The sequence below is a fragment of the Gracilibacillus pellucidus genome (assembly GCF_033949965.1).
Classification (GTDB): Bacteria; Bacillota; Bacilli; order Bacillales; family Amphibacillaceae; genus Gracilibacillus; species Gracilibacillus pellucidus.
Genome location: NZ_JAWZSR010000012.1, coordinates 35,003 through 59,980, shown reverse-complemented (window position 1 = coordinate 59,980; position 24,978 = coordinate 35,003). Strand labels below are relative to the sequence as shown.

Annotated in this window: 20 protein-coding genes; 19 read left to right on the top strand and 1 reads right to left on the bottom strand. The window is 36.5% G+C overall.

The window, feature by feature from the left end; all coding sequences use genetic code 11:
* Positions 1-12 precede the first annotated feature (12 nt).
* The 19 genes from SH601_RS15910 to SH601_RS15820 all read left to right on the top strand — a co-directional run bounded on the left by SH601_RS15910 (position 13) and on the right by SH601_RS15820 (position 23,812).
* A complete protein-coding gene (locus SH601_RS15910; protein WP_319959321.1) occupies positions 13-192 on the top strand; it encodes a hypothetical protein in 180 nt (59 codons plus the stop codon).
* A gap of 102 nt (positions 193-294) precedes the next feature.
* Entirely contained in the window at positions 295-483 is a 189-nt protein-coding gene (locus SH601_RS15905; RefSeq protein ID WP_319959320.1) for a hypothetical protein, read from the top strand.
* A complete protein-coding gene (locus SH601_RS15900; RefSeq protein ID WP_319959319.1) occupies positions 480-1,949 on the top strand; it encodes a sodium:solute symporter family protein in 1,470 nt (489 codons plus the stop codon). Before SH601_RS15905 ends, SH601_RS15900 begins: the two co-directional genes overlap by 4 nt.
* 152 nt (positions 1,950-2,101) lie before the next feature.
* Positions 2,102-2,515 (top strand): MarR family winged helix-turn-helix transcriptional regulator, encoded by a 414-nt coding sequence (locus SH601_RS15895; protein ID WP_319959318.1) that lies wholly within the window; start codon positions 2,102-2,104, stop codon positions 2,513-2,515.
* 5 nt (positions 2,516-2,520) lie between these two features.
* Positions 2,521-3,678 carry an MFS transporter gene (locus tag SH601_RS15890; RefSeq protein WP_319959317.1) on the top strand — a complete coding sequence of 386 codons (1,158 nt, stop codon included), beginning with the start codon at positions 2,521-2,523 and terminating at the stop codon, positions 3,676-3,678.
* 97 nt (positions 3,679-3,775) lie between these two features.
* Entirely contained in the window at positions 3,776-5,515 is a 1,740-nt protein-coding gene (locus SH601_RS15885; protein ID WP_319959316.1) for a methyl-accepting chemotaxis protein, read from the top strand.
* Between the two features lie 59 nt (positions 5,516-5,574).
* Complete coding sequence (locus SH601_RS15880) at positions 5,575-5,790, top strand: YdbC family protein (RefSeq protein WP_319959315.1); 216 nt, start codon at positions 5,575-5,577, stop codon at positions 5,788-5,790.
* Positions 5,791-6,065: 275 nt separating this feature from the next.
* Entirely contained in the window at positions 6,066-7,436 is a 1,371-nt protein-coding gene (glnA, locus tag SH601_RS15875; protein ID WP_319959314.1) for a type I glutamate--ammonia ligase, read from the top strand.
* Positions 7,437-7,662: 226 nt separating this feature from the next.
* Positions 7,663-8,880, top strand: a complete 1,218-nt coding sequence (locus tag SH601_RS15870) for an EAL domain-containing protein (RefSeq protein WP_319959313.1) — start codon at positions 7,663-7,665, stop codon at positions 8,878-8,880.
* 229 nt (positions 8,881-9,109) lie between these two features.
* On the top strand, positions 9,110-11,446 hold the full coding sequence (locus SH601_RS15865; RefSeq protein WP_319959312.1) for an AraC family transcriptional regulator: 2,337 nt from the start codon (positions 9,110-9,112) through the stop codon (positions 11,444-11,446).
* A 12-nt stretch (positions 11,447-11,458) separates the two neighbouring features.
* Positions 11,459-13,966 (top strand): glycosylhydrolase-like jelly roll fold domain-containing protein, encoded by a 2,508-nt coding sequence (locus tag SH601_RS15860; protein WP_319959311.1) that lies wholly within the window; start codon positions 11,459-11,461, stop codon positions 13,964-13,966.
* Position 13,967: 1 nt separating this feature from the next.
* Positions 13,968-14,588 (top strand): rhamnogalacturonan acetylesterase, encoded by a 621-nt coding sequence (locus SH601_RS15855; RefSeq protein ID WP_319959310.1) that lies wholly within the window; start codon positions 13,968-13,970, stop codon positions 14,586-14,588.
* 252 nt (positions 14,589-14,840) lie between these two features.
* Entirely contained in the window at positions 14,841-17,414 is a 2,574-nt protein-coding gene (locus tag SH601_RS15850) for an exo-rhamnogalacturonan lyase family protein (protein WP_319959309.1), read from the top strand.
* Between the two features lie 171 nt (positions 17,415-17,585).
* Entirely contained in the window at positions 17,586-19,121 is a 1,536-nt protein-coding gene (locus SH601_RS15845) for an extracellular solute-binding protein (protein ID WP_319959308.1), read from the top strand.
* 162 nt (positions 19,122-19,283) lie between these two features.
* The gene (locus SH601_RS15840; RefSeq protein WP_319959307.1) at positions 19,284-20,237 is read left to right on the top strand and encodes an ABC transporter permease; all 954 of its coding nucleotides are present in this window, start codon (positions 19,284-19,286) and stop codon (positions 20,235-20,237) included.
* Positions 20,238-20,262: 25 nt separating this feature from the next.
* The gene (locus SH601_RS15835; protein WP_319959306.1) at positions 20,263-21,141 is read left to right on the top strand and encodes a carbohydrate ABC transporter permease; all 879 of its coding nucleotides are present in this window, start codon (positions 20,263-20,265) and stop codon (positions 21,139-21,141) included.
* A 23-nt stretch (positions 21,142-21,164) separates the two neighbouring features.
* Positions 21,165-21,857 (top strand): DUF1961 family protein, encoded by a 693-nt coding sequence (locus tag SH601_RS15830; protein WP_319959304.1) that lies wholly within the window; start codon positions 21,165-21,167, stop codon positions 21,855-21,857.
* Between the two features lie 22 nt (positions 21,858-21,879).
* Positions 21,880-22,521 (top strand): YesL family protein, encoded by a 642-nt coding sequence (locus tag SH601_RS15825; RefSeq protein ID WP_319959303.1) that lies wholly within the window; start codon positions 21,880-21,882, stop codon positions 22,519-22,521.
* Positions 22,522-22,540: 19 nt separating this feature from the next.
* Entirely contained in the window at positions 22,541-23,812 is a 1,272-nt protein-coding gene (locus tag SH601_RS15820) for a hypothetical protein (RefSeq protein ID WP_319959302.1), read from the top strand.
* A 164-nt stretch (positions 23,813-23,976) separates the two neighbouring features.
* On the opposite strand, the gene SH601_RS15815 is transcribed toward SH601_RS15820, so the two are convergent.
* Positions 23,977-24,678 (bottom strand): DsbA family oxidoreductase, encoded by a 702-nt coding sequence (locus tag SH601_RS15815; protein WP_319959301.1) that lies wholly within the window; start codon positions 24,676-24,678, stop codon positions 23,977-23,979.
* Positions 24,679-24,978: the final 300 nt, after the last annotated feature.

Genomic DNA, 24,978 nt, shown 5'->3' with positions numbered 1-24,978 from the left:
GGAGAGGATGCCATGTATAATAATAAAATTCGGTTGCCTTTGTTACTAGTGTTAGCGACGTTAATGATTTTAGATTTAACAGGCGTTATTCATGTACCTTTATTTGTTATTTTACTTATTGCGCTAGCATTAATTTGGTATAACATCCATATTCGAAAAAACATACACAAAAGAAACAAAAGTAAAACCTGAACAATATATTGTTCAGGTTTAATTTTTTTGCAGGTGTCTTTACACGTGTAAAATTGTGTGTATAATGATAGACATGACACTTAAAAAGAAAAGGTGAGAGTAGTGAACAAAACAGAGAAAGTATTTGGCGTTATCATGTTTGTTATTATTATTGCTAGTTATGTGATTCCTTTCACAATGGTGAGTGGAATTACGAAATGGTATGGTAGCTTTTTCATATGGGTAGTTTTAGCCATACTTACGATTGTAGTGAATAACCTTTGGACAAGAAATTGGGGTGAGGAAGAATGAGTACAACAGTTGTATGGTCAGCAATTTCCATCTATATAGTGATTGCGATGATTGTAGCTTTTCTATCGAGAAATGGGAAGCAACAAAGTATGACGGGATATTTTTTAGGCGAGCGAAAATTAAATGGATTTGTATCTGCGTTAAGTTATAGTGCTACGACGTATAGTGCTTTTATGTTGATCGGACTAGCAGGTCTTACATATAGTGGTGGTGTTGGAGCGTTAGGTTTCGAAATTATTTATTTTATGGGTATTTCATTAGTTGCGCTATTTGGACCTCGTTTTTGGTTAGTTGGGAATAAGTATGGCTATGTAACACCTTCTGAGATGTTAGGCGATCGTTACCAACATAAAGGAGTAGCAATTGTGTCAGCGATTGCAAGTTGTTTATTTTTGATTCCGTATAGCGCGGTACAACTAACAGGAATTGGTTACTTACTTCAAGGGGTAACGAATGATGCTGTTCCTTTTACGACAGGTGTTGTGATTGCGACTGTATTAGCTTTAGTGTTCTCGTATATTGCAGGGATTCGTTCTGTAGCATGGACAGACTCCTTACAATCATTAATGATGATTATTACATCAACGATTGTCGTTATTTTAATTATCCAGAGTTTAGGTGGTATAAGTGGATTTTTTGAATCGATTGAAACGAACAAACCACAAGCATTGACAGTACCAGGTAATGGATTTTTTGATTTCTGGACATTTTTAGGTTTAACGATTCCGTGGTTCTTTTTTAGTATCTCGAATCCGCAAGTGAGTCAACGGTTGTTCATGCCAGCGTCATTAAAAAGTATGCGACATATGCTATTAGGCTTTTTAATTTTCGGCTTTATTTACACGTTAGTATCCGTTATTTGGGGGTTTTCTGCATCTATTTTATTTCCTGATTTGGAAAATGCAGATTTAGCTACACCTATGTTACTTTCATCTGACGTAGTGCCACCGATACTAGGTGTAATTGTGATGGTAGGGATTATGGCGGCAGCTATTTCGACAATTGATTCGATTCTATTAACATTGTCTTCTCTATTCTCACGAGATGTCTATCGGCATGCGAAAAAAGATGCGCCAGATTCTAAGCAATTATTCGTAGGAAAAATCGTCATTCCTGTTATTGCAGTGTTAGCGTTTTTCTTCGCGCAATTACAGCTTGATTTAATTGCGGTGCTATCTGTTGCATCTTCAGCAGGATTAATTGTTATTGTTCCAGCGATAGTCGGGACCTTTTTTTGGAAAAGGGGTACAGCTTCTGGTGTGATAGTCAGTGTTGTTATTAGTAGTATTATTGTTATTTATATCGAGGCGACAGGTGGACTATTACTAGGTCTTAAATCGGGGATTTGGGGAATCATTGTAGCTACATTAATATTTATACTAGTAAGTTTGGTAACCAAAGCTCCTAAACAAAAAGCAGATGAATTTATTGATTTTGTGAAAGAGCGGATGAAAAAGAAAAAGTAAATAATTAAGCTGGACGGTTGTCATGACTATCGTCCGGTTTTTTTGTTTCATTACATATAGAGACAGTAGATGTTTACTTTTATGATCGAATCCGATATAATTGAAAGGTTGGTTATTTACCTAGGTAAATAAAATGAGAGGAGTCACTCCATTTGGATACTAGTAATTTGCTGCATATATATAATCAAAAATTAAGATTGCACCAGGCAAAATTGAATGCTGTCTTACAACCATTTGGCTTATTTCATTCTCAATGGTCTATTTTATATACATTATCTGAAAAAGGTAGTATGACACAAACAGAGATTTGGCAGTACTTAAAGGTCGAAGCCCCCACTGTTACTAGGACACTAGTACGGATGGAGAAGAGTGGTTGGGTTGAAAGAAAAGTCGGGCAAGACAAGCGTGAACGAGTCGTGACATTAACAGAAAAGGCGAGAACAACCTATCCGGAAATCTTGCGTTTAGTAAAAGAAACAGAAGCATGGTTTTTAGCTGATTTATCAGCAGAAGAGCGAGAAACACTACAACAACTTTTAGAGAAATTATCAACAGAAAAGAGATGAGTATTTTGTCAGAAGAAAAAATTTTTACAAAGGATTTTATGAGTGTTGGTATTGTTAACTTATTTGTTTTCACCAGTTTTTATACACTATTAACGACATTACCGTTATTCGTTGTCAATGAATGGAATGGTAGTGAAGCACAGGGTGGCTTAATTGTTACAATGATGTTGCTTGCTGCTATTATTCTAAGACCTTTTTCAGGCACTATTTTAAGTAAATTTGGTAAGCGAAACATGTTATTAATCAGTAGTGTGTTATATGCGATTACGATGATTTTTTACTTATTCATTGAATCTTATAGTGGCTTATTAATATTACGATTTATCCACGGTTTTTCCTTTGCAATTGTAACGACGGTAACATCAGCTATTGCTGCGGATATTGTTCCAGCCAAAAGACGTGGAGAAGGGCTTGGCTATTTTACAATGGCGATGAATTTGGCAGTTGTTTTTGGTCCGTTTCTAGGTTTGACTGTCATCCAATTTACTAGTTATCAAAACCTATTTATTATTTTAACAGCACTAGCTGTGTTAAGTGCTTTATCTAGCTTTTTAGTTCGCGTTGAAGAAGTACCAGAAGATAAAGTAGAAGGTAAGCATTCGTTTAATTGGAAAGAACTATTGGAAAAAGAAGCAGTATCGATTTCCTTTATTGGGCTATTAGTTGCATTTGCCTATTCTAGTATTGTTTCATTCCTTTCTGTATTTGCCAATGCTAGAGGGCTTGACCATGTATCGGGTTATTTCTTTGTCGTCTTTGCTATAACGATGTTAGCCTCTCGACCGTTTTTAGGGAAATTATATGACCATCGTGGCGAGAAATTAGTCGTTATTCCGTGTATGGTACTTTTTGCGGTAGGTATGTTAATGTTAAGCTTTGCTGATAATGCGATATTATTCTTAATAGCTGCAGCGATTCTGGGAGTAGGGTATGGAACATTGCTACCGATTTTCCTTTCCGTTGCGGTGACGCGTGTACAGCCACATCGAAACGGGCATGCTACAGCAACCTTCTATACGCTATATGATACAGGAATTGCGCTTGGTTCCTTCTTATTAGGAATTGTGATTAATTATACAGGATTTAGTGGCATGTTCTCCATGCTTAGTGTGTTTATTGTCCTTGTGTTACTATTGTTTATTTTCTTGAATAGAAAAAGATAACGTAAAAACTCGGCTCTGCCGAGTTTTTTTATGCTTAATGTTGATTTTTGTAGAATTTAGCCGATATAAATAGTACTTGGTGAAGGGAGCAATCACATTGAAAAAAAGACAGAGTATATCGGTTAAACTGATGGCGCTAATTGCAATTATGATCTCTGTGACGGGTATTGTGATAGGGGTAGTTAGTTATCAGTTAGCAAAGGCAGAACTGTTGGAATCCGGAAGTGGAGAATTGCAGAAAATTACGGATGGTGCATATACTGTTTTAGAACTGTTACAAGAGGATGTCGACGCAGGTTACATGACAGAAAATGCAGCTAAAGAGAAAGCAAGAAAGCTGTTGAATGGACCAACGAATGAAAATAATGAATATGATTATACACAAACCAATTTTGTTTATAAAGATAATGGATATGTACTAGCTTACGATCCTGAATTAGTTTTACAATTACACCCAAGTAAAATAGGTGGAGAGCCTGCAGATGACTTAAATAGAAATAATCGTCAACGTATGATAGATGCAGGGGCAAAAGAGCAAAAAGAAAATCGTTTTGTCACATATAATGATAGACAACCTGATGGAAGTTTTAAAGACAAAATTGCTTATATGAGGCATTTTGAACCGTGGGATTGGACGATTGGTGTTGCTGTATTTGAGGATGAATTCTATCAAGAGCTATATGTGTTGCGAAATGTCATTGTTAGTATTACGGTAGCTATTATTGTGTTAAGTTCCGTTGTTTTTTATCTACTAAGTAGAAAAAAATTAAAATTGCTACGAGATGTAACACATCAAGCTATAAATATATCAAATGGAGATTTTGCGGAGTCTAAATTAGCAGAATCGAAAGATGAAATGGGTGTTTTAGCTGGATCCTTTAATACGATGACGACAGAATTACGAAAGCTTGTGACAAATGTAAAAGGATCTAGTGAACAATTATTAGATGCAGCGACAGATTTATCTGCCATATCGGAAGAAACGTCAGCAAGTAGTGAAGAAATAGGGGATGCAATGAATGAAATCTCGAAAGGAACACAAGAACAATCCAGTGATTTAGAAGATGTTCATTATCGTGTCGAAAATTTAACGCAAGCAATTGTACAAATGAAAAATCAAGCAGATAAAGTAGATAACATTTCAGCTGATACAGAACAATTATCCTATCAAGGTATTGAAATCGTAACGAAACTGCAAGGATCGAATAAAAAGGCAGTGGAAAGAGCCAATGCTATTTCAGAAGATATTCGTCTCCTGCAACAAAATGTACAAGGAATTACTGCTGTAATGGATACCATTGAACATATTGCAGAAGAAACGAACTTACTAGCGTTAAATGCTAGTATTGAAGCAGCCCGGGCTGGTGAATATGGTAAGGGATTTGCGGTTGTAGCAGAGGAAATTCGCAAGCTTGCAGAACAATCGAAAGACGCTACACATGAAGTGCAAACAGTCGTTTCAAAAATTGTATCAGAAACTGATAAAACCGTAGTTGCAGTCGAAGAGAATCATAAAACATCTGAAGGATTAAATAATGATGTGCGTGAAACAGGTGAAACATTTGCAGATATGCAAAAAGCCATCAAAGATATTGTATCTGCTATTAGTGTAGTGAAATCAGAAATAGATGGAATTACAACAGAAGCAGAAAAAATGAGTGAAAACGTCGAAAGTATTTCGAGCGTATCAGAAGAAGCGGCTGGATCTGTCGAAGAAATAACGGCTTCGCTAGATGAGCAAATTAACGCTATTGGTAATGTGGCCACTTCAGCAGAAAAATTAACAAGACTAAACCAAGATTTAAGTAATTTAGTAGAAAAATATAAACTTTCTTAACTTGAATGCCTGTATTCGTTCCGCTACAATGAATGTATTAATAGTAGGAGGAATGGGCTTTGGCTGGAATTAAGTTTGAAATCATACAACAAATCGCGACCTTATCTGAATCATCTAAAGGGTGGACAAAAGAAGTTAATTTGATTAGCTGGAATGACCGTGAACCCAAATATGATATTCGTGACTGGTCGCCAGATCACGAAAAGATGGGGAAAGGTGTCACACTTACGGAAGCAGAATGGCAAGCATTACAAACATACTTCAGAAATGAATAGAAAGAAAAACTCGGCATGACAAGATGTCGAGTTTTTTTGTGAAACTACCAAAAAAAGTGGAAGAAAATTTTTTGTTACATAAAGATAGAAGTTGTTAGTAATGTACTGACAAATCAATCGTTATGCTTAATCAAGAAACGTGAATAAACTGAAATTTCACAAAAAAGTTTGTCAGATTTTCTTACAAAAATCATGACGTTTAAAAAGTGGTTATTGTAGGATGGTCAGTAACAATAGATGTAAATAAAAGTTACATGAAAAAGGGGAAATGAAAAATGGCAACAATTGCTCCGGAGAAAACAGTGGACACGGAAACACAACTAGAAACAATTAAAGAAGAAATTAAATCGAAAAATGTAGAGTTATTACACTTACAGTTCATCGATATCGAAGGACAATTAAAGCAAGTAACAGTTACAGTCGAACAATTGGCTGATGTTGTAGAAGGAGAAACAATGTTTGATGGTTCTTCTATTACAGGTTTCACACCTATTAATCAATCAGATTTATATTTATTACCTGATTTAAATACATTTGCCGTTTTGCCATGGACAGAAGAAGAAGGTTATTCTGAAGCACGCTTCTTATGTAGCGTTACAAACCCTGATGGAACTTTATTCGAGGGTGACCCACGAAACATTTTAAAAAAGACCGTAGGTGAAGCAAAAGAAAAAGGATTCTCTATTAATGTAGGACCGGAATTAGAATTTTTCTTATTTGAAACAGATGAGAAAGGTCAACCAACACAACAAGTTCATGACAAAGGTGGATACTTTGAGCCAGCACCATATGATTTAGGTGAACGTGTTCGTTTAGAAATCTACAAGACATTGAAAAAAATGGGCTTTACGATTGAAGCATCTCATCATGAAGTTGCTCAAGGACAACACGAAATTAACTTTAAATTCGCTGATGCAATCACTACTGCAGATAATGCGACAACATTTAAATGGGTTGTTAAAACAGTAGCACAACAATTCGGACTACGTGCAACATTCATGCCAAAACCAGTATTCGGAGAGAATGGTAACGGTATGCACGTTAATATGTCTCTATTTGATGAGAAAGAAGGTAAAAATGCTTTCTTTGATGAATCAGACTCTCGTCAATTATCAAAAACTGCTTATTCCTTTATTGCTGGATTATTAAACCATGTTCCTTCATTTGTCGCGTTCACGAATCCACTAGTAAACTCGTATAAGCGTTTAGTACCTGGATATGAAGCACCTTGTTACATTGCTTGGTCTTCATCAAATCGTTCGGCATTAGTCCGTATTCCGGCTACTCGCGGAGCAGGTACTCGTGTTGAAATTCGTTGTCCTGATCCAACTGCAAATCCATACTATGCATTTGCTAGTATTGCAGCAGCAGGTATCGATGGTGTGGAAAAATCACTACAAGCACCTGAAGAAACAGTGGATGACATTTTCAGTATGAACGAAGAAGTCCGTACAGAACGTGGTATTGAAAACTTACCGACAACATTAGGTGAGGCGATTCAAGCACTTGCAGCAGGTGAAATTGGTGAAAAAGTTCTCGGTGAATTTGCGTTAAATGAATATCTGTCATTGAAAAAAGATGAATGGGACAGCTATCGTATCGCAGTAACAGAATGGGAATTAGATAATTACCAAGCTAAATTCTAATGAGATCAATCAATAGTCTGAATTCCAATCGGATTCAGGCTATTTTTTTGCTTTATGCTGGACGTTGATACCTACTTGAAGTTTCGCTTCATACGTTTAATTTCCGAAGCGCTTTTAGATTGAAAAAGTAAAGTTTAGTAATCAACTAGTTTAAGTTGCTTAGCCTTTGCTGTTGCTTAAACAATTTCATCCAGTTACAATGAATGGTAAGAGAGGGGTAGTCAAGATGGATCCACTAGATATAATGATGCATGCAGATAAAGTAAAACCATATTTTCAAGCGATTTTTAGTGCGGATAGTCATGAAGTGACAGGATACGAAGTACTAGGGAGAATTGAAATAGATGGAGAGGCAAAGCATTTAGGAGCATTTTTCCATGATGAAAATGTGCCAGATGATTTCAAAATGGAAATTGATCAAAAAATTCATGATTTAGCTTTGCGTCATTATATGGAGCAAGGTATGAATCAGCATTTATATTTAAATGTTCATGCGAATTATTTGGCACATGATAAGGAAGATCAGTTTTTAAATCATTTACTTAAGTATCAAGATATGGGTCTTGACCTTTCTAAAATCGTGATTGAAATAACAGAGCAAGAGTTTCGTGGTGATCTGGAACTGTTAACACATATGTTTAAATATTTGAAAACGCTTGGAGTTAAAGTAGCAATTGATGACCTCGGAACAGGAACAAGTAATTTAGATAGGATAAGCCTGATGGAACCAGATATTTTAAAACTAGATTTACAAGCATTGCAAAACGAGTCAATTTCTAATGCATTTCATGGCATTATTTATTCGTTATCATTGCTTGCAAGGAAATTAGGAGCGGAATTACTGTTCGATGGTATTTCCTCCAACTATCACTTCCATTATGCATGGCGTAATAATGGTCGGTTTTATCAAGGAAATTTCTTTGCAGAAACATCCGACAGTTTAGTGGAGAAAGATTTATTTAAACAAAGATTCCGCCATAATATTCAGCAGTTTATTGAAGTGGAGCGGTCAAAACTAACTACACAATTTGAATTATCTGCTACATTAACGGAACGAATCCAAGAACAATGGAAACAAATTAAGCGTAGTAAAAGCCTTGATGAACAAATTGATAGTTTAGTGAATGAACTAGAGCAAATGTTTTTTCGAGTATACGTTACAGATGAAGATGGTTTCCAAAAGAGTGCTAACTTTATCTGTATGAACAAAGAATGGCTCATAGATGAAACCGTTAAGGGGAAAAATTGGAGTTGGCGACCTTATTTTATCGAAAATGTCGTGCAAATGAAGGTAGAAAAATCAGGTATTCTTTCTGAGTTATATAATGATATTGAAACAGGAGAAAGAATTCGGACTTTCTCTTATCCATTAGATGGTTCCTTATATTTATTTATGGATATATCACCAATGTATTTAGATGCTAATGAAGATTTGTTGTGGTAACAGCGAATCTTCATTTTTTTAGTAAAGCAAAAAAGTGATAATGAAGCATAAAAGTGCAAATTCGCAGAAATCGTACTATTTTGATCAAGCAAAAATGTATGATTGCGAGCAAGGCAATATGGCTATATAGTAGGATTACATTCCGTTAAGGAGGTGATTAAATGATTCCCTCACCTAATTGTGCAATCGCTTACAATTGTGGTATGATAAAGCGGTGAGGTGAATAGAGATGAAAATCAGTGATACAGTCGAAAAGGTGCGTAATTGGTTATATTATCGTTGGCAGAGCAATTATTTTCGGAAAAGTTTTTTATTGATTCTATTTATTACTGCTATTCCAGGAATTATATCAGGTATTGCCATTTATACGTTTGGTCTAAGTTCAACGGAAAAAGAATTGCGTAAAGTGCATGTAGAGGAGATTGAAGAGCGGGCAGATAATATTGATGCACAGTTTAATCACTTAGAAGAATCACTCACACACTGGGCGTTTGATCCGTCGTTCAACCATCAACTGATTACAACAGATTTTATTTATGAATTTCAAAAGACACGAGAGATTATACAGAAGCTGATGATTCTGGAAGGCAGTCAGCCATTAATCAAAGGTGTTGATTTGTATATTGAATCGGAGAATGGTCCAGCACTTTTTACACCTTACATACATTATATCGACAATGAAGATGAACAACATGCTTATCATATGTTGGTAGATCACTCTAACAACATGTCATGGGAACAAGGTGAGCATTTTTTTCTTCATACAGACTACACTAAAAACCTCGTATTAACGCATCAAATTCCGGGTGTTATTAATAATCCATTTGGTGCAATTATTGTAGAGCTTGACCGCTCTAGTTTGGTTAGTGCTTTAGAAACATTAACACCGTACAGCAATGGTGTTACGCTACTAGTAAATGAAGCAAATGAGTTAATTCTTACTACAGAAAGAACAGCAGAAAATTCATTTAGTCACCAATTACTATCCAAATTTACCAATCAAGAAAATGCAGAGCGTGCCTTTCAAATGGATTGGGACAATAAAACGTATTCTGTTTCGTATGGTACATTAAATCGCGTAGGATCAACATGGACATATATTTCAGCAGCCCCTATATCAGCTATTACTTCACCAATTATTACGATATCAAAAGTAATTTTAATCGCCAGTTTAACAGTATTTGGTCTTGCTTTTTTACTTACGATGTTTGCTTCTAACCGGTTATATACACCCGTTCGTAAACTAACGAGTAGTTTTACAGAAAACAATGAATCGTCAAAAATGAAAAAAGATGAGTTTAAGCAGATTCGTGATCGCATTGATTCATTAACAACAGAGAGTAAGCAATTGGAAAAAAGAATGACCTATCAATTACCACAGATTAGGCAAAATTTTTTAATCCAATTAACGAAAGGTTTTTTATATGATTTTGATGAGGGTGCATTGAAGAAAAGAATGGAAAGTTATCGCTGGAAAATAGATAATCACTCATTTGTTTTGTTAGATGTGCAAATCACGGGAAGTGATGACAATGAAAGAGCGTACCAAGATGATAGTTTAAAGGCTTTTGCGATGGCTAATATTGCAGATGATTTGGCGAAGAAATATGTCGACCAACATACGGTACTTAATCAATATGACTTAACAGCAACTATTTTCTTAATTGTGCCGAATAAATTAGATGATTTATCTCATCTTCTGCGTCAATTAGCAGAAGACATTACGGTAGCTATTAATCAAGTATTAGCGAGCTATGTTACCGTTACAATCAGTTCAACAACACCTAGAATAAAGGATATATATGCTTTGTTTGAAGAAATAGCTAGAGCAAGGAGATATAGAGATTTTCACAATCAAAATCAAATTCTTATGTTGCATGAAGCGGAGAGTGAAGTGAACGGCATTCGAACATTTTATCCGTTTGAAACAGAGAAGGAAATCGTTCAAAGTCTAAGGAGAGGGAAAATAAGTGAGTCTGAACAATTACTTAGAGATTTTTTTGATCAACTTTTAGCCAGTAGTACGAAAGAGGTAAGTGTTCAATCAGGAATGATGCAGCTGTATAGTACGATTCAGCATGAAGTGTTACTTTCAGGTGTCGATCCAGTTGTATTATACAAAGGTAGGAATATGTATGCGGAGCTTTCACAATTGCGTGAGCCTGAATGGGTAATAAAATGGCTAATTTCTCAAGTAATTGAGCCGTATATTATGTATTTAGAAGATCATATGAATATGGAGATGAAAGTATTTGTTGATCAAGTTGTACAATATATCGACCAATACTATATGGAGGATATATCGCTTGAGAGTTGTGCTGAATATGTAGATGTTACGCCATATACATTAAGTAAAGCATTTAAAAAGTTTCATGGTGTGAATTTTATTGACTACTTAACGACGATTCGAATTGATAAAGCAAAAGAATTATTGTTACAAACAAATAAGAAGATTAATGAAATTTCAGAGGAAGTAGGTTACAGGCATAGCTATTTTAATCGTATTTTTAAAAAGCATGTAGGTGTGCCTCCAAGTCAATATCGTAAAACGAAACATAGTTCATAGGAGGAATCAATCATGGGTGATGTATTTCAACAATTTATTAATCCAGGTTCGGAATTTTCCCCAATACCGTTTTGGTTTTGGAATGATAATCTTGATAAGATGAAGTTAAAAGAACAAATAGCTTCCTTTCAAGAGCAAGGTGTTGAAGGATTTGTCTTACATCCAAGAATGGGAATTCCAAAGGAGACATCCTATTTATCGGAACCATTTATGGAGTATGTTCGATTTGCGGTAGAAGAAGCTGCTAATCGAGGTATGCGCGTTATTTTGTATGATGAAGCAATGTACCCATCAGGTGCAGCAAATGGAAAAGTAGTAGCAAAAAATAAACAGTATGCTAGTAGAGCGCTATATCATACGGAATGTAGCCGGTTAGATGAAGATGTACAGATGAGATTGGAAACGGATGATCGACTAGTAGCTATTTATATAGTAGAAGAAGGTGAAGGAAAGATCAATAGAATCCTTCCATTAAAGATAACAGAACTCTCATATGACGAACAAGTAGTAAAAATCTCAAAAGAACAACTAGCACAAACAAATGATGATACGATGGAAAACTGTCGTTTAATCATGCTAGTCGAAAAATACACATATGGTACCATTCGTGGCATTCATACAGGTCAAGATGATGGGGAGAAAGATGCTCCGCGTTCAGCAGATTTACTGAATCCGGATGCAGTCCAAACATTTATCGAGCTTACACATGAACGATATCGAGAAGTGATTGGCAAGTTTTTTGGTAATACAGTCTTCGCTATGTTTACCGATGAGCCAGATATAATCGGCAGAAATGCTAAACCTGGAGGAATAGCTTGGACTAATCATTTTGAGCAAGCATTATATCAAGCAGGTCTTGAAGAAGAGGACTTACTAGGTTTATTTATCGATATTGGTGAAAAGACATTGATGATTCGCCAGCTATATGAAGAGGCAGTTAATCAGCAGATGTTGGAGGCTTACTATCATCCGATTGCCAAATGGTGTGAAGAGAATAATCTTTATCTAACAGGTCACCCAGCGAAAAGTGATGATATTGGCTTGTTAAAGCCTTTTACTTTACCTGGCCAAGATGTTGTTTGGCGATGGGTAGCGCCTGAAGATAATAAAGGTATTACAGGTGAGCATTCTACCGCAGGCAAATGTGGAGCAGATGCGGCTAGACATTACGGTAGACGTCGTAATATTAATGAGTATTTAGGTGTATGTGGTGTGGATAATACATGGAATTTATCTGCTGCAGACATGAAATGGTATACGGATTGGTTGGCAGTTAGAGGAGTGAATTTATTCTGCCCTCATGCATTCTATTATTCTATTGATGGAAAAGAAAGGAGTCATGAACGTCCGCCAGATGTTGGACCACATAACGTATGGTGGCCTTATTATCATTATTTTAGCACCTATATCAAAAGATTGAGCTGGTTAATGACAAATAGTGTTAATCAAGCCGACGTAGCCGTTATTGCGCTAAACAATCAATTACCATGGAAGATGGCTCAATATTTTTATGAGCATCAGTTGGAATTTAATTATGTCCACGAAGCACTATTTGTCGAAGGTAATGTCCATATATTAGGGAATAGTTTGCGAGTAGGACAACAATCATATCAAATAGTTGTAATCGATGAGTTAGATATAACTCAATTTGATGAGAGAGTGAAAGAGCAATTATCATTGTTTATTGAAAATGGTGGGAAAGTATATGTGATAACAACGAATCAACCTTCGATAAAGGAGCTTGATGCTATTTATTTATCACCTACTAATCATAATGCTATAGCAGCACAATTTTCACTTCATCGTTCTATACGGTTTTCGAATGAACAGAAAAATATTCGTGTCTCTAAAGTGAAAAAAGAGAATACGTTTTTTTATTTATTCACGAATGAAGGAGAAGAGTCTTGCCAAACAAATGTATCTATTATGGACGAATGTCAACTAGAGGAATGGAATCCGTGGACAGGATCTCGTAAACCTGTCGTGCAAAATGAAACAGGAGAATATTTGCTGACGTTACCATATCGTGAATCTATTATATGGGTGTGCCAACCTAAAGGTACAGAGATAGAGGCAGAAGGTAACATACAAGAGGTGAAAGTAGAGGAAACCATCCCTGTATTACAGCCGGTCGATGACGGGTCGCTCTATTGGAAGGAAGAGGAGCTTTATGATTGGAGTGAAGTTCAATCATTACAATACTTTTCCGGAACGATTAGTTATGTGTTCACCTTTGATTATCAAGGAAAAGATGTGGAGGAAGTAACTATTGATCTAGGGGAAGTTCATCAAATAGCAGAAGTTTCACTTAACGAAAGCGAATCCAAATTAAAAATGTGGGCCCCTTATCAAGTGAGATTTACTAGCGCTTCGTTAAGACAAGGAAAGAACACGATCATTATTCGTGTTACCAATAATAGTGCTAATACGATGGATAAACAGTTGTTACCGTCTGGTTTAATTGGGCCAGTAAAAATATGTATGGTACAAAAGAGAAAATTAAAAGTAAAGGGTGGATAAAATGCCAAGACTATTTTTAGCTAGTGATTCAACCTGTCAACATTATGAGAAAGATCAAGCACCACAGGCTGGATGGGGACAATTTCTCGGAAATTATTTAGATGATTGCGAGGTGTACAATCATGCGATAGGTGGTAGGAGCTCCAGAACATTTATTGAAGAGGGTAGACTAATAGAAATAGAGAAAGAATTGCAAGAGGGAGATTATCTGCTTATCCAAATGGGGCATAATGATTCGACAAAGGAAAAACCAGAAAGATATACGGAAGCTTATCAAGATTATAAGGGCTATTTAAAACAATATCTTGCAGTTGCTAGAGCTAATCAAGCTACACCTATACTATTGACACCTGTTGCACGTTTACATTATGTGTCAGGAGAATTTTTAGCTGACTTCGGTGATTATTGTAATGCAATGAAAGAAGTCGGAGAAGAAGAGGATTGTATAGTGATTGATTTAATGAGGCATTCGATTGCTCATTTAACAGCAGTTGGCATTGATGAAGCTACCAATTACTATATGATTTCTGCGAATGTAGATGATTACACGCATTTTACGGAAAAAGGTGCCAATGAGATTGCTAAAATAATAGCTAGAGAACTCCAGCTAATTCTAGAGTAGGCTGTACCATTTAATTGAATAATAGAACGACGGATCCGAACAAGTTGACACAACATAGTCAAGCAATGCTAAGTAAAAGTCATGTTCGGATTTTTAACTTGATTGTTTATCACGGTGCATGAGTCCGTAATAGCTCGCTTCAAAATTCGAGTTAACACAAAGAAGCCAAGTGGGGAATAAAAGGGCGCTAACTCCCTAATAAGTTTCGCTTTATGTTGTAACATTTTTAGATTGAAAAAGGAGATAGATAACATGAAAGTAAAGCTCAATTGGTTAAGTAATCAGCTGTCAGACAAAACAAATATTACATGGGGTGTCCCGTGGCCAAAAGGTAAGCTGAACAAAAATCAAGTCCTATCACTTGTTAGTCGAGAGCAAAAGTTTATCCCTTTGCAGACGTGGCCACTTGCTTATTGGCCAGATGGCAGTGTGAAATGGACAGCACATTCGGCAAATTTATATCAAGAAGAGCACTTAACCCTTTCTACAGAACAACCATCAAGCACACAACAAACTGACTTAGACATTTATGAATCAGGCTCCCATATAGAGCTTAGCAATGACAGGATCACTTGTGCGATTGCAAAGCAAGGAGAAGCAATACTTACTGTACAACAAAAAAGTCAAACATATCAATCACGTTTAGAAACAATTATTGAAGAACGAAAAGACGGAGAAGAGGTAACTACTATTCAACAAACAAAAGCAACTGGGAAGATAGAACAAGTGGAAATAGAAAATAAAGGACCTATCCGTACTGTCGTGAAAGTAGAAGGTGCTCATTATACGAAGGAAGGTGCGCGTTTTCTACCATTTATCGTTAGAGTGTATATGTATGCTGATTTAGCTGAGGTGAAAGTCGTTCATACGCTTATTCATGATAACGATCCGAATCAGTTTTTTATAAAAGGTGTTGGCTGGAAAGTAGCTACAAGTTTTACGGGTGAGGCATGGAATCGACATGTTCAATTAGCAGGTGAGCAAGGTGTGTATAGTGAGCCGGGGCAATTGCTACTAACGAGAAGGTATCATAATGCGAACGGAATGTATGCAAAACAAATCCACCATGAGATTGTAGATTTGGATACACAGCCAACGTTAAAGAAACATGTTGAAGACAATGCAACATGGAATCATGTTAAATTAGTACAAGATAGTGCTGATCATTACAAAATAGTTAAAAGGCGAGAGCGAGATAATGCTTGGATAGAAGTATTACATGGTGAGCGCTCTAATGGATTGTTATATGCAGGCGGAATAACAGGTGGTATCGCAATTGGCCAGAAAAATTTTTGGCAAAAGTTTCCGAGTTCATTAGAAGTAAATGATTTGAATAAGGAGAAATCAACGCTCACTATTTGGCTTTGGTCACCAGATGCTGAAGCGATGGATTTAAGACATTATAGTAATGATACACACGTTATGAGTGCGTATGAGGGATTTCCTGAAATGAGAGCAACACCAGTTGGTATTGCGAATACGAATGAACTGTTTTTGTCTTTTTACGGGGAGACACCATCTACAGAAGAACTACACGAAAAAGCAAATGATTGGCAAAATGCGCTGCGTTTAATCTGTGATCCAGCATATTATTATGAGACAAAAGCGGCTGGTCTTTGGAGTTTACCAGACCATACAACAGGATTTGCTTCATTTGTCGAAGAACAATTACAAAAAGCCTTCACGTTTTATCAACAGGAAATAGAACAGCGCAAATGGTATGGGTTTTGGCACTATGGTGATGTGATGCATACGTATGATGAGGTTCGACATCAATGGCGTTATGATGTAGGTGGCTATGCATGGCAGAACACAGAGCTGGCTCCGAATATTTGGTTATGGTACATGTTTTTCAGAACCGGTGATCGAGACGTATTTACCATGGCTGAAGCAATGACAAGGCACACGAGTGAAGTAGATGTGTATCATTTAGGTGAATATGAAGGGTTAGGTTCTCGACATAATGTCATCCATTGGGGGTGTGGATGTAAGGAAGCGCGTATCAGTATGGCAAGCTTGCACAAATGGTATTACTATTTAACGGCAGATGAACGAACAGGAGAATTATTAACGGATGTGAAAGATGTGGATGAAGCAACGGTACGTTTAGATCCGATGCGAGAATTTTATCCAAATGATCAGTATCCAACACATACAAGAGTAGGGCCAGATTGGGCTAGTTTTAGCTCCAATTGGTTATGTGAATGGGAACGGACAGAGGATGTCCAATATTTAACAAAAATACAGGCAGGAATAGAAGATTTAAAACAGATGCCATACCGATTATTATCAGGTCCAACTTATGGTTATGATCCGAAAACGTCTCGCTTACACCATATGGGAGATGGGAACCATGGTGGCTACCATATGATTATTGCATTTGGAGCGCCTCAAGTTTGGATGGAGCTAGCCGATCTCTTAGATGATCAAGAATGGAAAGAAATGATAGCAGAATTTGGTGCGTATTACGTACTGACAAACGAAGAAAAACAGAAAAAAACGAATGGCAAACTTCATGATGGACTATTTTCTTGGCCGATGTTTTCAGCAGCAATGGTTGCTTATGCAGCGAATAAAAGAAGGGACAGAACATTAGCAGAAAAAACGTGGGAATTACTCCTTGATGATTCCTATAGTTTCACGCCATTACCAATTAAAGAGCAAACAGTTACCAGCTGGAAAGCGTTAAAAGAAATACCTTGGGTGACGACTAACACTATTTCGCAATGGGCATTGAATATGATCGTATGTCTGGAATTATTGCAAGATTATCCGCCTAGTCAAGGGTTGCAAAAAAGTGTTAAGAGGAAAAAAAGTATTAATTAAATCACCTGAAATAGTGAGTTGATGGGATTCATAACAGATGATTATTCGGTGACAAAAATTGAATATTGCGATAAAAATGTAAGCGTTTTATATTTAGTTCAATGGCACAGATGTAGTTGTTACGTGTCAGAAATGTAGTTAATTTGATAGTGAATATGAAGGAGGGGCAAAATGAAAAGGAAAAGTTTTCGGTTCTATTTGATGGCACTATTTTTATTAACGGCAATGATTCTAGCAGCATGTAGCAACAATAATGATTCGGCAAGTAATGAAGATGTAGGTGAAACGGAAGGAGATTCAAGTGATGGAGAGCGAATGTCATTACGTGTTTTTGCACCAACATTTACAACAGATCCACCAACGAAAGACAGTCCTGTTTGGCAAGCATTAGAAGATTACACAAATAAAGATCTCAATATTGAGTGGGCACCTAATAGTAATTTAGATGACCGATTCAATATTACGTTATCTTCAGGGGATTTACCACATGTCATGATGATACCAGGTAGAACACCTAGTTTTATTAGTGCGGTAGAAGATGGCGCTTTTTGGGAATTAGGTCCGTATCTAGATGATTACCCAAATCTTAGTCAGGCAAATGAAATTATTTTAAATAATAGTTCGATTAATGGAGAAGTCTATGGTATTTACCGTTCGCGTGATTTAGGGCGAAATGGTGTGATTATCCGTAAAGATTGGTTAGAGAATCTAGGATTAGAAGAACCAACGACTATTGACGAATTTTACGATATGTTAAAAGCATTTAAAGAAGATGATCCAAATGGTAGCGGAGCAGATGATACGTATGGGATCGTTGTATCTAAATATGAAGGACCATGGGATGTTATGCAAACGTGGTTTGGTGTGCCAAATGGTTGGGGAGAAGATGAAAATGGCGAATTATATCCATCTTTCTTAGATGATAACTATTTGGATGCATTGAATTTCTTTAAAAAATTATATGATGAAGGTTTAGTAAATGAAGATTTTGCAGTAATGGATACGGCACAATGGTCTGACCCTGTTATTGCTGGAGAGGCCGGTGTTCAAGTTAACGTACTTGATGAAGGACACCGTATTCAAGATAAGATTATCGAAGCTGACCCTGATAATGAGGAGCCGATTACAGTTATCAAAGCAGTCGAAGGACCATATGGGCTACTTAATTTACCAACAACTGGTTACAATGGTATGCTTGCGATTTCTAAAACATCTGTAAAAGATGAAGATGAATTAAAAGAAGTATTAGATTTTCTTGATAAGTTAAATGATGAAGAAGCACAAATATTAGCTGAGAACGGTATTGAAGGTGAGCATTATGATGTAGAGGATGGCGAGCTAGTTAACTTTACAGATGATAATCCTGGATTGTTATCTGAATTGGATGGATTAAATCAATTGCTTATGTATATCCCTGAAGCGAAAAGTTTATCTCCAGCTGGTGATCCTTTGCGAGAATTAGAGAATCAGTTAATGGTCGAAAATGAAGAAATTGTTGTACCAAATCCTGCTGAAGCATATATCTCAGATGTTTATGCGAGACGTGGTCAGCAGCTAGATACAATCATAGAAGATGCCCGTATACAGTACATTGTCGGCCAAATTGATGAAAGTGGACTTGAGGAAGCGGTGGAACTTTGGCGGAGTTCAGGTGGGGAAGAATACCTGGAAGAAATTAATCAGTTGCACCAAGAAGCACAAGAATAATGCTCAAGGCTGAGATATCATTTCCATGGAAGATTGGGAAACCGTATGTGTTTCCCCTCTTCCTTTTTGTAAAATGTCTCATCCTTGCTTCAACTAAAATATGTAACTAAACATCTGCTGTTTTAGTTGAAGTAACTAAATGTGTCCTAAGGGGGGGATTAGATGGAACACGTACAAAGTAATGAAGTGGAACTAAAGGAAAATAATAAGAAGAAAAGTAAATGGAACCAAATGATGAAAGAAAAATGGTTGTATTTAATGTTACTCCCAGGATTGCTCTTTTTTATCATCTTTAAGTATGTTCCAATGTGGGGGATTATAATTGCTTTTCAAGATTATTCACCTTTTTTAGGAGTGCTTGAGAGTAATTGGGTTGGATTTGAACATTTTCAATATTTCTTTAGTAATCCCGATTTTCTACGTTTATTACGAAATACGTTTATTTTAGCCTTATATGATTTGATTTTTTTCTTTCCTGCTCCGATTATTTTAGCGCTGCTTTTGAATGAGATTAGAATTAGCATATACAAGCGAGCGCTTCAAACATTTGTTTACGTCCCACATTTTATGTCATGGGTAATTATTGCGAGTATTAGTTACGTATTCTTAACGACGAGTGGTGGGGTAGTCAACGATATCTTAGCAAAAATTATTGGTACTGAGATTAATTTCCTATCAAGTCCTGAATGGTTTCGACCGATGATAATGGGGCAGATTATTTGGAAAGAAACAGGTTGGGGGACGGTTATCTTCCTTGCAGCACTAGCAAGTGTAGACCAAGAGCAATATGAGGCTGCTATTGTTGATGGGGCCGGACGTTTTCGGAGGTTGTGGCATGTAACTTTACCTGCGATACGTAGTACGATTGTTATTTTATTAATCTTAAGATTAGGGAACTTTCTTGATACAGGCTTCCAGCAAATCTATTTAATGTCCAATTCGCTCAATCGTAGTGTGGCAGATGTATTCGATACGTACGTCTATTTTGTCGGTATTACGGAAGGAGCATTTAGTTACAGTACGGCAGTCGGATTGTTTAAATCGATAGTAGGTATAGTACTTATTGTTGGTGCAGATCGTTTAGCGAAGAAACTAGGGCAAGGTGGATTATTCTAATGTGATAAACGAGGAGGGATAATTTATGCACCGCATGCATAATACTGGTCCAGGTAGAGTATTTGATGTATTCAACCATATATTTTTAGCAATTGTTGCCTTAATTACCGTTGTGCCATTTTTATATATTATCGCTGGTTCATTTGCGACAGAGTCAGAGCTTGCTACGAGATCTTTTTTTATCATACCGTATGAATTTACAACGGCAGCATATGATTATATTTTTTCGACAAATGCAGTAATACGAAGTTTAGGTGTTTCAGTGCTGATTACCGTATTAGGTACAACCGTTAGTATGCTATTAACATTGACAATGGCATACCCACTATCAAGAAAAACAATGGTAGGACGTAATTTGATTTTAAACCTTGTCTTGTTTTCGATGTTGTTCGGTGGAGGAATGATTCCAACTTATTTACTTGTCAAAAACTTAGGATTACTTGATTCCATCTGGGCTTTAATCTTACCAGTTGCGATTAATCCATTTAATTTGATTATTGTGAAGACTTTCTTTCAAGAGCTTCCGAAAGAGTTGGAGGATGCATCAAAAATGGATGGGTGTACAGAGTTCCAAACCTTTTGGCGTGTCATGCTTCCTTTATCTAAACCAGTTATCGCAACGTTTACATTGTTTTACGCTGTATTCTATTGGAATGATTTTTTCCAAGCACTACTTTATTTAACAGATACGACGAAATGGCCTATTCAATTGTTGTTACAGCAATTAGTAATGGTTGCGAATATGGGACTCGGTGATTTGCAGGAAGCACAGTTGCATGAACCACCAGAAGAATCGATTAAATTAGCTGTTATTGTCGTTGCAACAGTACCAATATTATTATTCTATCCATTTTTACAAAAGCATTTTGCTAAAGGCGTTATGTTAGGATCTGTAAAAGGATAAGAATGATGTAGGAGGTTTCGTGAATGAGTAAAGTAACTTTTGAAGCAGGCGATATGATATATGAAAATAAGTTAACTGGTGAAGATGCGGTTAAAGATTGGGTTAGAGAGGGAGAAGTGAACACTAAAACATGGGAGGATAAATTGTTGCTAGAGAATAAGTTGGACCCAGAGCAACATGGTGACCATGCACATTGGCTGCTCTGGTGCCCGGTAGATATACCGGATAGAGTAATGATAGAGTGGGATTTTTACCCGTTGAACGAACCAGGATTATGTATGTTCTTCTTTGCTGCTAAAGGTAGAAAGGGAGAAGACTTATTTAATCCGTCATTGCCACAGCGAACGGGCTATTATCCTGAATATCATTCTGGTGCAATTAATGCTCTACATTTATCTTATTTCCGACATAAACATCCTGATGAACGTGCATTCCGCACCTGTAATTTGAGAAAAAGTCATGGATTTCACTTGGTGACACAGGCAGCAGACCCGCTGCCTCCTGCCAGTGATGCTATATCACCCTATCATCTAAAGTTAGTTAAATATGAAGAATATGTGCAATTTTTCATTAATGATTTACCCATTTTAGATTGGATGGATACTGGAACTAGCTATGGGGCAGTATTAGCTGATGGGAAAATTGGGTTTAGACAGATGGCGCCAATGGTTGCAGCTTACGCTAATTTAACCGTTAAACATGCCATTAAAAAATAGTTATAGAAAGTGGTGGGTAGTAATGCTAGGTGACGGCTTTCTTAGTAAATTTTATTATTTTGGTGAAACGATTTTTCTATTATTATATGTTAATTTCCTTTGGATTTGTTTTACATTTTTAGGATGCATCATTTTTGGGATAGGGCCAAGTACGGTTGCTATGTTTACGGTCTTTAGAAAATGGTCGATGGGGAATGATGGGATTAAGACATTTCAAGTGTTTTGGCAAACATATAAAAAGGAATTTGTTCGTGCCAATGGTTTAAGTCTGATCCTATTATTGATAGGTTATATGCTATATATCAACTTTCAATTTTTACAGCTAGATAGCTTGTGGTTACAACAAGTAAGTAAAGTGTTGTTAATCATTGCATTGATTGTTTATGGGATTACGGTCATTTATATCTTCCCTATGTATGTTCATTATGAGAATAAATTGTTCACCTATTTTAAAAATGCGATGCTGTTAGCTATTTATTCGCCCATTAGAACGTTATATTTAATTGCCGCTTGTTTAACATTATATTATTTATACTTTCACCTACCTGTATTTATCTTTTTCTTAGGAGCTAGTTTGACAAGTTTAGTCATTATGTATATTACGTATCGTACGTTCCGTAGATTAGAGATAAGGCAAAGTCAATTGCAAGAAACAGAAGCTTAAAACAAGGGGTGTCTAAAGGATGAAGATATCAACAAATTATGTAGAACCGATTCTCGTAAAGCAACTAGACCTCAGAAAGTCTGGAGAAAACTGTAAGATGTTTCTTGGTGATTTGACTGGGGATGGTAGGATAGATCTACTAATGGTACAACCCAACGGTGGGATTGATGATCGATATGAACCACATCAAGTTGAAGCGATGACAGCATTCAATTTGGATGGTGAATTACTCTGGCAGCTAGGCACGCCAAGTGAGCAGCCGGGTGGGCCAGGTAGTGATTATCCAGTTCAGATTTATGATATCGACGGTGATGGTAATAATGAAGTACTTTGTGTAATGGATAAGTTCTTTTATATTATAAATGGTAAAACAGGTGAAGTGAAAAAGAAATTCGCTTTACCTAATAAGCATGCACATGACTGCATTGTCATTGCTAATGTATCAGGCAATATCTTCCCTCAAGATATTATTTTAAAAGACCGATATGAGCAAATGTGGGTAATGAACAAGGAATGGGAATTACTATGGACACATAAAGGTAATATAGGTCATTTTCCATGGGTGTTCGATTTTAATGGTGATGGGAAAGATGAAATAATGGCAGGGTACGATTTTCTGAGTGCGGATGGTCAATTATTATGGTCCTGTCAAGGCCTAGACGAACATGCAGATTGTATTTGGATCGGAAAAGTACAACTAGAAGCTAAAGAGCCACAAATTGTCATAGGTGGAAGTGTAACGGTGTTATATGATTGGCAAGGGAGCGAAATATGGAGATATGACGGATCGATTGAGTCACAGCATATTTGTTTAGGTAACTTTCGAGAGGATTTAACTGGCTTACAAATTGCTGGGTTAGACAGAATTATACGTGGAACAAGTCATGCGGATGGTAGAGACAGCATCTTTTTGTTAGATGCGAATGGTAATGAAGTGTGGAAGGAAAACAGAAAAACAGCAGGATGGCTTACCGTTATTGATACACTAAGTAACTGGGGGAACAATGAGTTGGATTACATATTAGCCTACCGAAGAGGGGGGAATGTCTACCCAACAATCTATGATGGTTACAACAATGTCGTAACAACCTTTCCTCAAGATGGCTATGTTGTCTTTGGTGATTTGGTTGGGACAGGGGAAAATCAAATTATTGTATATGATCAAAGTTCTGCTTATGTTTATGCGAGTGAACAAGTTGATCTTTCAGTGCCGTCATCTGGAAGGACGGCACCACAAAGTAAAAGAGCATATTCGGTTACATTGTATCCAGGTGGAGAGTATATCCGCTAATGTGCGGCATTGAATGCGGTAGATGAATAGGAAATCCTCCTACTTTAATATTCAATATTCAAGTAGTGACAAAGAAACTAATTTGGAGCTTGCAGCAATGGAAGTGAGTTTTGCCCCTATAAAAAAGAAGGAACTGGACAAGTCCGGTTCCTCTTTCTCGTTGCTTAATTACAATTATCTCCGTCACAAAAACTTCCTTGTTCGAAGTTTAAGTGTTGCAACTGATTGTTTTCTTCTTCGGCAACTTTTTCTAATGCTTGCATAAATGTTTCGATAGGTTGAGCTCCTGAAATAGCGTATTTTTTATTGATAACAAAAAACGGCACACCTGTAATGCCTAATTGTTGAGCTTCTGCCTCATCTTGTCTAACTAAGTCTGCGTGAATAGTCTCATCATTTAAGATAGCTTGAACTTTTTCCTGGTCAAAGCCAAGTTCATTTGTAATGGCAAGTAATGTATCTTTGTCACTTACATCTTTAGATAACGTGAAATAGTTGTACAACATCGTGTTAACAAATTCAGCTTCGCGTCCTACTGTGGCAGCATATTTACTAATACGATGCGCATCAAATGTGTTACCAGGCTTCATTGTGTCAAAAACGAAGTCTAAGCCAACTGCTTTAGCTTGCTCACCGATTTGTTCATTCGCTGCTTTAGCTTGCTCGATTGACATATTATACTTTTTAGCTAATGACTCATTAATGCTTACACCTGAATATTTTGGTGCGTTTGGGTCGAGTTCAAAACTTTTATATTCTATATCAACATCTAATTTCTCTGGGAAACGTTCAATTGCCTGTTCTAATCTAGTTTTACCAATATAGCAAAATGGGCATACAAAATCTGACCATATTTCAATTTTCATTATTAACACCTCTCTTATCCCTCTTTTTATTCTTACATAAAAGTATAAAGGAAAGAAAGTAATTTGCTTTAGTGAATCTAGTAGTGAGTAAAGTAGTTACAGTGATTGTAGAAAGTTTCTAATATTAGAAAATGATGAAAAGGATAGATGAAAAAAATGGATGATAGTATCGTAGAGTTTATCACGGTGCGTAGGTCCGTAAAACCCCCACTGATTGAAGTCTCACTTTATATGGTAATTAGATTTTTTATTATGGACGAATCTTGTTTTAATTGAATAGCATTTTCATTTTTAATATAT

Coding starts and splice junctions, on each gene's coding strand:
- SH601_RS15910 (WP_319959321.1), top strand. CDS start 13: ATGTATAATAATAAAATTCGGTTGCCTTTGTTACTAGTGTTAGCGACG.
- SH601_RS15900 (WP_319959319.1), top strand. CDS start 480: ATGAGTACAACAGTTGTATGGTCAGCAATTTCCATCTATATAGTGATT.
- glnA (WP_319959314.1), top strand. CDS start 6,066: ATGGCAACAATTGCTCCGGAGAAAACAGTGGACACGGAAACACAACTA.
- SH601_RS15870 (WP_319959313.1), top strand. CDS start 7,663: ATGGATCCACTAGATATAATGATGCATGCAGATAAAGTAAAACCATAT.
- SH601_RS15865 (WP_319959312.1), top strand. CDS start 9,110: ATGAAAATCAGTGATACAGTCGAAAAGGTGCGTAATTGGTTATATTAT.
- SH601_RS15860 (WP_319959311.1), top strand. CDS start 11,459: ATGGGTGATGTATTTCAACAATTTATTAATCCAGGTTCGGAATTTTCC.
- SH601_RS15855 (WP_319959310.1), top strand. CDS start 13,968: ATGCCAAGACTATTTTTAGCTAGTGATTCAACCTGTCAACATTATGAG.
- SH601_RS15850 (WP_319959309.1), top strand. CDS start 14,841: ATGAAAGTAAAGCTCAATTGGTTAAGTAATCAGCTGTCAGACAAAACA.
- SH601_RS15845 (WP_319959308.1), top strand. CDS start 17,586: ATGAAAAGGAAAAGTTTTCGGTTCTATTTGATGGCACTATTTTTATTA.
- SH601_RS15840 (WP_319959307.1), top strand. CDS start 19,284: ATGGAACACGTACAAAGTAATGAAGTGGAACTAAAGGAAAATAATAAG.
- SH601_RS15835 (WP_319959306.1), top strand. CDS start 20,263: ATGCACCGCATGCATAATACTGGTCCAGGTAGAGTATTTGATGTATTC.
- SH601_RS15830 (WP_319959304.1), top strand. CDS start 21,165: ATGAGTAAAGTAACTTTTGAAGCAGGCGATATGATATATGAAAATAAG.
- SH601_RS15825 (WP_319959303.1), top strand. CDS start 21,880: ATGCTAGGTGACGGCTTTCTTAGTAAATTTTATTATTTTGGTGAAACG.
- SH601_RS15820 (WP_319959302.1), top strand. CDS start 22,541: ATGAAGATATCAACAAATTATGTAGAACCGATTCTCGTAAAGCAACTA.
- SH601_RS15815 (WP_319959301.1), bottom strand. CDS start 24,678: ATGAAAATTGAAATATGGTCAGATTTTGTATGCCCATTTTGCTATATT.